This is a genomic window from Rhizobium sp. BK176, from assembly GCF_024808055.1.
Window position 1 is genome coordinate 66145 of sequence record NZ_JANUBV010000024.1, and the last position, 10685, is coordinate 76829.

General features: G+C 59.4%; 11 protein-coding genes. 7 read left to right on the top strand and 4 right to left on the bottom strand.

Annotated features, from left to right (window positions below; all coding sequences use genetic code 11):
- The 3 genes from FHT76_RS35590 to FHT76_RS35600 are packed head-to-tail and all read left to right on the top strand — an operon-like array spanning position 1 to position 2119.
- Positions 1–633: a precorrin-8X methylmutase gene (locus FHT76_RS35590; protein WP_183756550.1), complete on the top strand. Its 633-nt coding sequence runs from the start codon at positions 1–3 to the stop codon at positions 631–633.
- The gene (locus FHT76_RS35595; RefSeq protein WP_183756551.1) at positions 630–1358 is read left to right on the top strand and encodes a precorrin-2 C(20)-methyltransferase; all 729 of its coding nucleotides are present in this window, start codon (positions 630–632) and stop codon (positions 1356–1358) included. Before FHT76_RS35590 ends, FHT76_RS35595 begins: the two co-directional genes overlap by 4 nt.
- The gene (locus tag FHT76_RS35600; protein ID WP_183756552.1) at positions 1355–2119 is read left to right on the top strand and encodes a precorrin-3B C(17)-methyltransferase; all 765 of its coding nucleotides are present in this window, start codon (positions 1355–1357) and stop codon (positions 2117–2119) included. Before FHT76_RS35595 ends, FHT76_RS35600 begins: the two co-directional genes overlap by 4 nt.
- Here FHT76_RS35600 and FHT76_RS35605 read toward each other — a convergent pair.
- Complete coding sequence (locus tag FHT76_RS35605) at positions 2083–2853, bottom strand: cobalt-precorrin-6A reductase (RefSeq protein WP_183756553.1); 771 nt, start codon at positions 2851–2853, stop codon at positions 2083–2085. The genes FHT76_RS35600 and FHT76_RS35605 overlap by 37 nt on opposite strands.
- On the opposite strand from FHT76_RS35605, the gene cbiE reads away from it, so the two are divergent.
- Both cbiE and cobM read left to right on the top strand, forming a co-directional pair.
- Positions 2852–4081: a precorrin-6y C5,15-methyltransferase (decarboxylating) subunit CbiE gene (gene cbiE / locus FHT76_RS35610; protein WP_183864832.1), complete on the top strand. Its 1230-nt coding sequence runs from the start codon at positions 2852–2854 to the stop codon at positions 4079–4081. The two genes, FHT76_RS35605 and cbiE, sit on opposite strands and share 2 nt — an antisense overlap.
- Before the next feature lie 13 nt (positions 4082–4094).
- Entirely contained in the window at positions 4095–4853 is a 759-nt protein-coding gene (cobM, locus tag FHT76_RS35615) for a precorrin-4 C(11)-methyltransferase (protein ID WP_183756555.1), read from the top strand.
- A gap of 14 nt (positions 4854–4867) precedes the next feature.
- On the opposite strand, the gene FHT76_RS35620 is transcribed toward cobM, so the two are convergent.
- Positions 4868–5680: a TIM barrel protein gene (locus tag FHT76_RS35620; RefSeq protein WP_183756556.1), complete on the bottom strand. Its 813-nt coding sequence runs from the start codon at positions 5678–5680 to the stop codon at positions 4868–4870.
- 700 nt (positions 5681–6380) lie between these two features.
- On the opposite strand from FHT76_RS35620, the gene FHT76_RS35625 reads away from it, so the two are divergent.
- Complete coding sequence (locus FHT76_RS35625; RefSeq protein ID WP_183756557.1) at positions 6381–7160, top strand: response regulator transcription factor; 780 nt, start codon at positions 6381–6383, stop codon at positions 7158–7160.
- A gap of 110 nt (positions 7161–7270) precedes the next feature.
- Here FHT76_RS35625 and FHT76_RS35630 read toward each other — a convergent pair whose 3' ends face one another.
- On the bottom strand, positions 7271–8245 hold the full coding sequence (locus FHT76_RS35630) for a sterol desaturase family protein (RefSeq protein ID WP_183864835.1): 975 nt from the start codon (positions 8243–8245) through the stop codon (positions 7271–7273).
- Between the two features lie 256 nt (positions 8246–8501).
- Here FHT76_RS35630 and FHT76_RS35635 point away from each other — a divergent pair, with 256 nt between their 5' ends.
- Complete coding sequence (locus FHT76_RS35635; protein ID WP_259130746.1) at positions 8502–9404, top strand: DMT family transporter; 903 nt, start codon at positions 8502–8504, stop codon at positions 9402–9404.
- Between the two features lie 21 nt (positions 9405–9425).
- Here FHT76_RS35635 and FHT76_RS35640 read toward each other — a convergent pair whose 3' ends face one another.
- Positions 9426–10091: a response regulator transcription factor gene (locus FHT76_RS35640; protein ID WP_183756560.1), complete on the bottom strand. Its 666-nt coding sequence runs from the start codon at positions 10089–10091 to the stop codon at positions 9426–9428.
- Positions 10092–10685: the final 594 nt, after the last annotated feature.

Genomic DNA, 10685 nt, shown 5'->3' on the forward strand with positions numbered 1-10685 from the left:
ATGCCAGACTACGACTACATTAAGAGTGGCGACACCATCTACGAGCGATCATTCGCAATCATTCGCAGTGAAGCCGACCTGTCGCGGTTCTCGACAGAGGAGGCCGATGTTGCCGTTCGCATGATTCACGCATGCGGCCTTGTCCAGGCTGCCGACAGCTTCCTGTTCTCGCCTGGCGTGGTAAAGGCTGCACGCATGGCCCTTCAGGACGGGGCGCCGATCTTTTGCGACGCCGAAATGGTTGCCCATGGCATCACCCGCACCCGCCTGCCCGCCCACAACGATGTGATCTGCACATTGCATGATCCACGAACGCCAGGCCTTGCGAACCAGACCGGTAACACGCGTTCAGCCGCCGCACTCCACCTCTGGCTGGACCGCCTCGCAGGCAGCGTTGTGGCGATCGGCAATGCTCCAACGGCCCTGTTCCACCTCCTCGAATTGCTGCGAGACGGCGCGCCTAAGCCGGCTGCGATCATCGGCATGCCCGTTGGTTTTGTCGGTGCCGCGGAATCGAAGGATGCACTTGCCGATAACGCCTACGGCGTGCCCTTTGCAATCGTACGTGGTCGCCTCGGCGGCAGCGCCATGACTGCCGCTGCCATCAACGCTCTGGCGAGGCCTGGCCTATGACCGGTACTGGCCGTCTCATCGGTGTCGGAACCGGACCGGGAGATCCCGAACTTCTGACCGTCAAGGCCATCAAGGCGATCGATGCCGCCAAGGTCGTTGCCTATTTTGCCAAGCGGGGCAGGGGCGGCAACGGCAAGGCCATCGTCGAGCACCTGCTTGGCGACAAGATCCTGCTGCCTCTCTATTATCCGGTCACGACCGAGATCGAGACCTCGCACGAGTCCTACCGCAACCAGATCACGTCCTTCTATGACGAGTCGGCCGCCGCGGTCGCCGATCATCTCGACGTCGGTCGGACCGTTGCCGTCCTTAGCGAGGGCGACCCGCTGTTTTACGGCTCCTACATGCATCTCCACGTCCGCCTCGCGAGCCGCTACCCGACAGAGGTCATACCCGGCATCAGCGCCATGTCCGGATGCTGGTCGCTTGCCGGCCTGCCGATCGTGCAGGGGGACGACGTGCTATCCGTACTGCCTGGTACAATGGAGGAGGGGGAGCTGCGGCGCAGGCTTTCTGACACCCAGGCGGCGGTGATCATGAAGGTCGGACGGAACCTTCCGAAGATCCGCCGTGCGTTGGAGGCGTCCGGGCGCCTTCCGGACGCGGTCTACGTTGAACGCGGGACGATGGCCAATGCGGCAATGACGAAACTGGCAGACCGGCCCGACGGCGAAGCGCCGTATTTTTCGCTGGTGCTGGTGCCGGGTTGGGAAGCACGGCGATGACGGGCAAGCTTTTCGTAATCGGCACGGGCCCGGGCAACCCCGAGCAGATGACACCGGAATCGCGCGCTGCCGTTTCGGAGGCAACGGATTTCTATGGCTATGGTCCCTATCTCGATCGACTTGAACTGAGGCCGGACCAGCGTCGGCGCGCATCGGACAATCGTCAGGAACTTGACCGCGCCACCGAGGCCCTGAAGGCCGCTGCCGACGGCGCCAACGTCTGCGTCGTGTCAGGCGGCGATCCCGGCGTGTTTGCAATGGCTGCCGCCGTCTGTGAGGCTGTCGACAATGGGCCGGCCAGCTGGCGCGACATCGATCTTGTCATCCTGCCGGGCATCACAGCCATGCTAGCGGTCGCCGCGCGCGTCGGCGCGCCGCTTGGCCACGACTTTTGCGCGATCTCCCTGTCTGATAATCTAAAGCCTTGGAATATAATAGAAAATAGGCTTGAAACGGTGGCGCGGGCAGGCTTCGTCATCGCTCTCTACAATCCGATTAGCAAAGCCCGTCCTTGGCAGCTCGGCCGGGCGCTCGAGCTCCTCCGCCCCATCCTGCCGCCGACGACACCGGTGATTTTCGGAAGGGCAGCTGGCAGGCCCGATGAAAGCATCACCGTTCAACCGCTTCAGGACGCTAACGCCGACATCGCCGACATGGCGACCTGCGTGATCATCGGCTCGCAGGAGACCCGTGTCATCGCCCGCAACGGCAGACCGGATCTCGTCTACACACCCCGCTTCCTGGAAGGAGCAAAGAGGTGATCGACCGCCGAGAGCATCAGTTCCACCGTGGCAAGCGCCTGCATGTCAGCGCTCTCAGCCCGCCTGACCATGATGACCTCGATGCCGAGCGCACGGGCGGCGACGATCTTGGCGTATGTCGCCGATCCCCCGCTGTTCTTGGTGACAACCGCATCAATACGGTTGGCCTTCAGAAGCGCTACCTCGTCCTCCACCACGTAGGGGCCGCGATCGAGGATCAGCTCGACAGCAGGCAGGGCGAGCGGCGGATCAACGGGATCGACACTTCTCACGAGATAGAAATGATGGGGCTTTGCTTCCGCCAACTGCGCCTCCTGGCGACCAATAGCCAGAAAGGCACGGCGAGGGGAGGGGCCAAGCGCATCGATCGCGTCTGCGATAGACGCAACATGTGTCCACCGGTCGTCGAGTTCCTCGCTCCATTCCGGCCGACGCAAAGCGAGAGCGGGTATGCCGGCCGCCTTGGACGCCTCACCGGCGTTCTTCGATATCCGCGTGGCGAAGGGGTGCGTTGCGTCGATCAAAAGATCAAACTTACCTGTGGCGAGAAAGCTGGCCAATCCTTCCGCGCCACCAAAGCCACCCATGCGGACAGGTACGGCCTGACTCACCGGTTTCTCGGTACGGCCAGCCAAGGACAGCAAAATCTCGTATGCTCCGGTCGCGGCAAGCGCCTGCGCCAGGATCCGCGCATCCCCCGTGCCACCCAGTATCAGGATACGGGCCTTTTCCATGTCTGACGTGTCTTTTGCTCCGGCTGAACGCTGGCTGACTATTATCGGTATCGGCGAGGATGGTCCAGCCGGGCTCGGTGACGAAGCAAAGACGCTGATATCAGCTGCGACCATCGTCTTCGGCGGCACACGGCATCTTGAACTGGCTTCGCCAATCATCAACGGCACTAAGCTGGCCTGGGAAAGTCCATTCCAACGGTCAATCGAGGCGGTCATCGCGCGCCGTGGAATGCCAGTTGTCGTCCTCGGCTCCGGAGATCCGTTTCTTTACGGGATAGGGGCAACCCTGTCCCGATCGATCGGCGCCGGCGAGATCCGAACCATTCCCGCACCGTCCTCATTCAGCCTCGCTGCCGCCCGCCTCGGATGGCCGCTGCAGGGGGCCACATGCCTTTCCCTGCATGGACGCCCTTTGGAGCTGCTTTTGCCGCATCTCCATCACGACAGACGGATCATCGCATTGACCTCTGATGGCGAGACGCCGCTCCGCCTGGCCAAGATGCTGCGCGATCTTGGTTTCGGCCTGTCGCGGCTTCATCTTCTCGAGGCGATTGGTGGACAGCATGAACGGCAGCGGAGCGTGATTGCCGACGATTTCGATCTTTCTGACGTCAACCCGTTGAACGTCTGTGCCATCGAGGTGGTGGCAGGGGAGGGGGCCCGGCAGCTTGCCTTCACGCCTGGTCTCGACGACAGCCTTTTCGAGCATGATGGCCAGATCACCAAAAAGGAGGTACGGGCCCTCACGCTGTCAGCACTTGCCCCACGGCATGGCGAATTGCTTTGGGACGTTGGCGCAGGGTCCGGTTCGATCGGCATCGAGTGGATGCTCGCCAACCCGTCGCTGCGGGCAATCGCTATCGAGCAGTCTGCCGAACGGGCGGCAAGGGTTGCGCGCAATGCGCTTGCCTTCGGCGTTCCGGGACTGTCGATCGTCGAAGGCGCAGCACCTGTGGCGCTTGGGGGCCTGCCGGAACCCGATGCGATTTTCGTCGGCGGCGGAGGGAGTGGGGCCGGTGTCATGGAGACCGCGATCGGCGCTCTGAAACCCGGCGGCCGGCTTGTCGCCAACGCGGTCACCCTGGAGATGGAGGCACTGCTTCTTTCACTCCACGGGCAACATGGCGGTTGCCTGACGCGGATCGATATCGCGCGCGTAGCGCCGATCGGCGAAATGAACGGCTGGCGGCCCGCCATGCCCGTCACGCAGTGGCGCTGGACAAAGTAGTAAGGAAAAAGAGATGACGGTTCATTTTATTGGCGCTGGACCGGGCGCCGCCGACCTGATCACGGTCCGTGGTCGCGATCTCATCGCATCCTGCGCGGTCTGTCTCTATGCCGGTTCGATCGTCTCGCCCGAGCTGCTGCAATATTGCCCGCCGGACGCCCGCATCATCGATACCGCGCCTATGTCGCTGGATGAAATAGAAGCGGAGTACGTTGCCGCCTCGGCGGCCGGCCACGATGTGGCTCGGCTGCACTCGGGAGATCTATCCGTATGGAGTGCTGTTGCCGAGCAGATCCGTCGGCTGCAGAGACACGAGATCGACTATACAATGACGCCGGGCGTTCCTTCCTTTGCAGCCGCGGCCGCCACACTTGGTCGAGAACTGACGATCCCGGCATTGGCGCAAAGCCTCGTGCTGACGCGCGTCTCCGGACGCGCATCGCCAATGCCGGCCGGAGAAACCCTTGAGAAGTTCGGGGCGACCGGGGCCACGCTCGCAATCCATCTCGCCATTCACGCGCTTGATCGCGTTGTGAAAGAGCTGACCCCGATTTATGGCGCCGCCTGTCCCGTCGCCATTGTCGCCAAGGCATCCTGGCCCGACGAAATGGTCATCCGCGGCACGCTCGGCGACATCGAGGCAAAGTTTGCTGAAACCCCGGTCGAACGCACGGCGATCATTTTCGTCGGTCCGTCGCTCGACATCACTGACTTCCGCGAAAGCGCGCTCTATGACGTCTCGTATCAAAGGCGCTTTCGCGGTCGGGAGTAGGGGAGGGGCTCTCGTCAAACGCTCGACGAGAGGAAGTCCATGCTGGCGCGAAGCGAGCTCGACGGGTCCTCGAGCCCGTGAACTTCAGCCGCGAAGGGCTCGAACGAAAATCGTCCCTGGTAGCCGGCTGCAAGCAGGGCCTTGATCTGTCCCAGATTGTCCAGCCGGTCTTCCCCGTCCACCAGGACACGGTGCGGATCGCGCATGTCTGACCGCGAAACAGAGGGGTCAATGACGCCGGAAATGTGCACCAGGCCTGTCAGCTCTGCAAACAGCCTGTCCTCGCCGGCGAGATGATGGTGGAACGTGTCATGGACCAGCCGGAACGTCGATCGCGCCTCGAGCGCATCGATCACAGCAGCCGCCTCCGCCTTTGACCGGAGTGAGCAAATCTCGAAACCCAGCGGCTCGACCAGCCCGATGATCTCAGCCGCATCAAGCAATGGTTTCAATTCGATCAGCGACCGGCGCAGATTCTCCTGGCGCTCGCCGTCGGCCCGCCCGGTTCCGTCGTTCTTCGGGACGAGCACCAGTGCCCTGGCGCCGCAGTCCCTGGCATAACCGATCAGGTCCTTCGCCTCGTCCTTGCGCTCGAGGCTCCAGTCGTTGAACCGTTGCAGCGCGTTGATCGACAGGATCGTCAGCCGATGCTCCCGCGCAGCCTTCGCAACGGCGTCTGGCGACGTGCCGTCAAGAATGGCGTTGCCGGCAAGGTCATTGCGGATCTCGACGGCATCGACATCGAGCGACGTTGCGAGCCCAAAGAAATCCTGGACAGAAAGTTGTGGCGCCACCATGTGATTGAGCGCGAAATGAAGTTGCGCCATGTCAGTCTCCTCCCAAATGTGCCGGTCGAACACCGCACCCGGCGGCCCGACCGGTTGACCTTCTAACGGGATTCGTGCGCTGATCCATCTCCCTACCAGGACTTTGGCATTTCATTCCTGCGAGAAAACAATACTTCGATGCAAGAAAAGCCTCACGACGAGGGATGGACTGCCGGACCTTGATGCCGCTGGAAGCGGTGACCTATGGTCAATAATGAGTCGACCGACTGCTGTATATCCGGAAACAACTTCGTTCTTTGCAGAAAGTTCGACCGCAACTGAAAGCATAGGTGTGTTTAAAACGCGATTTTTAGGCGTAACTTCATGTCTTCGCGGACGATCTCGTAACATTTTTCAGAAATTTTATTCCTGTTGATTACCTAGCCGTTCGGCGTAGACTGCTATTGCGGGAGTATAGTGAAATGCAATTTCAGAATTACCTCTTGCTAGGTAGAAATTTATTTGTTGGAATTTTTGCCGTTAACCTTTGGAAATATTTTTGTATTGCGTATTAGTAAATGAGTATGTAGTTTCTTAATAAAGTAGAAATGCGGCATTCACAGTTCCGTGATAGCGCTGGAGGCAAGTTTCTACTTTTAGACTGACTATTGGGGATCATCAAAGCGTTCATGTAACTGCCGTTCAAGTATTTCAATACTTGCTGCGAACCATGTCGCGCATCTAGGGGTATGAGGCTAGTATGAATTACGTACACCCGGAATTTGAGAATGGGAGAATAGCATTGAGTGGCATTCGGCCCACAACGGCAATGTCAGCCGGTGCGCAGGACGACAAGTGCCTGCTGATCATCGACGCAAGGACACTCGAGCGTGAATGCCTTGCGACGACATTGATGGCGAATGGACTGGGCATGGCCGCTGTCGCCGTTGGCTCGATCGCGGATTGGCGGAGGAAGAAGGACCATTGCCGGCCCGTTGGCGCTGTACTTCTCAATATCGCCGGGCGCAAGGCAAATGACGCCGCACTGTCCGAAGAAATCGCAAACATTACCGAAGAAGTGGCACCGGCTCCGGTGGTCATTCTGGCCGATGGTGACGACCTTAGCCAGACCTTGAAAATGCTCGAGTACGGCGCACGCGGCTTCATTCCGACTTCAGTCGGCATCGAGGTATGTGTCGAGGCCATCGCCCTGGCGATCGCAGGTGGCACCTTCATTCTCGCCGGTCACGCGTTTTCTGCGCCGGTCGCCACAGCGAGTGTCGAGAAGATGCCGGAACCACAGCGGCCGAAGGAGCTCACGCGCATCTTTACGCTGAGACAAGCCGAGGTCGTGCAGGCGCTTCGCAAGGGCAAGGCGAACAAGATCATCGCCTATGAACTCAATCTGCGCGAGAGCACGGTGAAGGTCCACATCCGGAACATCATGAAGAAGCTCAAGGCAACCAACCGGACGGAAGTCGCCTACAAGCTCAACGACATGTTCCAGAACGACGGTCGTTGGAGCACCGCAGCCGAATAGCTCTTTTTCTGCTCGTTTTTGTCTACATCAACAGTAAGACCTCTACAGATGGCGCGCAGTCGAGACTGCCGCCGTCTGCAGCATCGCCACCATCGCTCCCTCCGGAACCATCAGGGCGCGTTACCAACCTCACTGTGGCTCTGCTGCTCGTTTGCAGTCATGACAGGGACTGGCCGGTCGTGCCGACGACCCAATATCTGCCTGAAACCCTTGGCCGAAAACGGCTGGACGAGTTGCCCCAGAAATCCTTCGGCAACGCGACCACTGATGCCGATGTCCACAGGCGGTCTGCGTGGCGGATTAAAGTATGTCCCGAAGATCTGATCCCAAAGGACAAGGTTCTCACCGTAGTTCGTATTTCCTTCGGCAAGCACCTTCGAATGGTGCCAGCGGTGCAAGCGCGGCGTGCTGAAGACCCAGTCTAGCGGTCCAGTGGTCACGTCCATGTTGCAGTGGGTCAGAAGGCCAATGAACGCCGTCACCGCGCCGATCCAGAGAAAGACCGGTAAGGGAGCGCCCATCAGGTAAAGCGGAAGTTGGCTAAGCGCGATTTTGAAGAGCGAGTCGACGATATGAAAGCGGCCCGTATTGACGACCCACAGGCGTTCGACACTGTGATGGAGCGCATGGAAGCGCCACAGGGAAAGAATTTCGTGCGCGGCGCGATGGGCGACGTAGAGGCCGAATTCCGCGATCGTCAATCCGAGCACAACCTGCAGGGCGAGGGGCCATTGATGCGGCCATATGGCCAGGGGAGAGCTCAGCGACGGTTGCAGCACCGTCGCAACCGCCATTGGCGCCGATGCGCCGATCGCCGCTGCGATCTGTACGCCGCCTTTGCTGAGCAAGGTGTGGGCAATGTCGTTGAGGGCTTCGCCATCGCGCTTCAGCCATTGCCGTTCATAGGGCATGAGCCGCTCGAAGCCGGCGATGAGGGCGACGATCGTGAGATAGACCACGTTGAACCACAACAACGGAGCGCCTGTCGAAAAGGCCCATCCGGCCCCGACCAGTCCCCCGACAAAAAGCCATGGCCAAAGAGCCCATGACGTCGCGATGTATAGCTGCGACTTGCCCTCAGTCATCTCAAGTCACCCTGACTCTCAAAATCTGAAGCGCATGTTACATCGCAAATTTCGCCATCCGCCAAGGGCCAAAGGGAACTTTGTGTCAGATGGTCACACGCAGGATATGGTGTATCCGGGCCCAAGCCTTGAAACGCTGGGCCAAGTGGTCCGATGCCGTGAAGCGCGATTTTGCAACGTCAGATATCGTAATTGTAACCCAGCCTGCTTCCTGATAGGCGTCGCCGTCAGTCACACCCTGTACCCTCGCAAGTCGATGCAATCAAGATCCTCCGACCCATCCACAAGCCCGCTCCTCGGCATTGCACTTGCCTGCGCCGGCTATTCGCTTTTTGCCATACAGGATGCCATCGTGAAGTGGCTGGTCGCAGACTACGCCGTTCCGCAGATCCTGTTGATGCGCAGCATCATGATCGTTGCGATTTCCGGCATCCTGGTGCGCCGGCTGCGGCATCCCTCGATACTGAAGAGTCCGCACCGGAAATCGCTGCTGCTGCGCGCAGGGCTGATGCTTGCCGCCTGGATGGCCTATTATTCGGCGGCGCGCCATCTCGGCCTTGCCGAGATTACAACGATGTATTTCTCGGCCCCCATCATGGTGGTGTTTCTGTCCATCCTGGTGCTTAAGGAAAACGTCGGACCGATGCGCTGGCTGGCATGCATGGGAGGCTTCGCGGGCGTTCTTCTTGCCGCCAATCCTGCTGAAGCGCCAAGCCTCGCGCCTGCGGCCATGGTGATCTTCGCGGGTTTCTGCTGGGCGTGGAGCACCGTGCTCGTCCGCCTGGTCAGCCGCACTGAAAGCACGCTCAATCAGATGTTGGCGACAAGCTTTCTGTTCGTTGTCGCCTGCGGGGCGATGCTGCCCTGGTTATGGAAAACGCCGGATCTTTTCGGGTGGGTGCTTATGATCGGGCTCGGCTTCGTCGCTGCTGCAGGGCAGTATCTCCTCTATGAGGGCTTCCGCCATGCGCCGGCCTCGACGCTTGCGCCGATGGAATACAGCGGCCTCGTCTGGGCGTTTCTCTATGGATATCTCATCTGGTCGGAGGTCCCGACCACAAATGTCGTGACAGGAGCCGTGCTGATCGTCGCCTCCAGCCTTACGCTTGTGTGGTGGGAGCGTCGGCAGATCCTGTCGACGCGCCGCCTGACGGCATAGCTGTCCCCATCACTGACCTGGTCAGTTGTAGGCCGGAGCGCTAGCCTCGTGCGCCATGCTGAGCTTTTGAGCGGCCAAGACCACCTCGAGCCGGTTTCGCGCATCAAGCTTCTGCATGAGGACCGTCATGTAATGCTTGACCGTCTTCTCGCTGATATCCAGACCGGTCGCGATTTCACGGTTGGTGTTGCCGCGCATCAGATAGCCGACAATTTGCTCCTCGCGGGCGCTCAGCCGGAGATGCACCTGCGTCTTGCGGCGCAGCGCCTCGGTCTTCATCGACATGATCACCTTGGTGGCAAATCCTGGTGTGATGAAGGTGTTGCCGGAGTAGACGGTTCGGATGGCCTCGTGCAGATCGGAGGCAGAGCTACCTTTCAACACGTAACCGGAAACCCCCAGACCCAGGACCTGAATTGCCGTCTCGATGCTCGAGCTGGCCGTGAATACGATGATCCGGGTGCGCTTGTAGCGCTGCAACATGATCTCGATTGCGGCAATCGCATCGCCCGGCATGCTCAGGTCGACCACGACCACATCAGGATCAAGTTCTTCGACCAGCTTTAGCGCATCGACGGCATTTTCGCCCTTGCCGACGATCGCCAAATCTTCCTTGTTCGAGTAAAGACTGACCAATCCCTCGAGTAGTATAGGATGATCATCGACGAACGCTACTGAAATCGCCATGCCAGTCCCTCCCGTTGCAAGTACTACCCTAGCCCATCGCAATGCAATTTTGAAGTTAATACTTAAGTAATAGTTAAGTTAGCGCACTACTGGATAGTGTCACTTCCTACAAATTATGTTTCAGAAGTAAATATGCGCTATCTCGAAGAACACCATTTCCATCCGTTAGAAATGGTTGAGACGACGTTTCGTAAAATCGAAGTTTTACGCCAATGGAGACAGCGGCAACGCGTATACCCAAAACCCGAAGAATGCCGTAGCCTGTCGAGACTATTCCTTAGAGCTCTCTAATAATAGCACTCGCCGCACCGTTGCAAAATCGCCAATCTCTGCCGGACCCTACCCCGATAGGAGTATATACAGACGCGATATGGAGACTGCACAGAGCAACCAGCTCTTGCGCTTGAAGCGTACCGGTCCCCGAAACGGAATTTGGGACGTCGAACCGGCGGGGTCCGGTCAACTCAGCCGTGTTGTGTTGTCACGCCAGCGCTTGCCCCTATTCCTCTCTGAATGCCTTCATCATTTGGTCGGTGAATGGCTTGAGGAGGTATGAGAGGGCGGTTCGCTCGGCGGTCTGGACGAAGACCTCGA

Bases quoted from the DNA above. Each gene is read 5' to 3' on its own strand.
- cbiE (WP_183864832.1), top strand. From the start codon at position 2,852: ATGTCTGACGTGTCTTTTGCTCCGGCTGAACGCTGGCTGACTATTATC.
- FHT76_RS35595 (WP_183756551.1), top strand. From the start codon at position 630: ATGACCGGTACTGGCCGTCTCATCGGTGTCGGAACCGGACCGGGAGAT.
- FHT76_RS35625 (WP_183756557.1), top strand. From the start codon at position 6,381: ATGAATTACGTACACCCGGAATTTGAGAATGGGAGAATAGCATTGAGT.
- FHT76_RS35635 (WP_259130746.1), top strand. From the start codon at position 8,502: ATGCAATCAAGATCCTCCGACCCATCCACAAGCCCGCTCCTCGGCATT.
- FHT76_RS35590 (WP_183756550.1), top strand. From the start codon at position 1: ATGCCAGACTACGACTACATTAAGAGTGGCGACACCATCTACGAGCGA.
- FHT76_RS35630 (WP_183864835.1), bottom strand. From the start codon at position 8,245: ATGACTGAGGGCAAGTCGCAGCTATACATCGCGACGTCATGGGCTCTT.
- FHT76_RS35620 (WP_183756556.1), bottom strand. From the start codon at position 5,680: ATGGCGCAACTTCATTTCGCGCTCAATCACATGGTGGCGCCACAACTT.
- cobM (WP_183756555.1), top strand. From the start codon at position 4,095: ATGACGGTTCATTTTATTGGCGCTGGACCGGGCGCCGCCGACCTGATC.
- FHT76_RS35640 (WP_183756560.1), bottom strand. From the start codon at position 10,091: ATGGCGATTTCAGTAGCGTTCGTCGATGATCATCCTATACTACTCGAG.
- FHT76_RS35605 (WP_183756553.1), bottom strand. From the start codon at position 2,853: ATGGAAAAGGCCCGTATCCTGATACTGGGTGGCACGGGGGATGCGCGG.
- FHT76_RS35600 (WP_183756552.1), top strand. From the start codon at position 1,355: ATGACGGGCAAGCTTTTCGTAATCGGCACGGGCCCGGGCAACCCCGAG.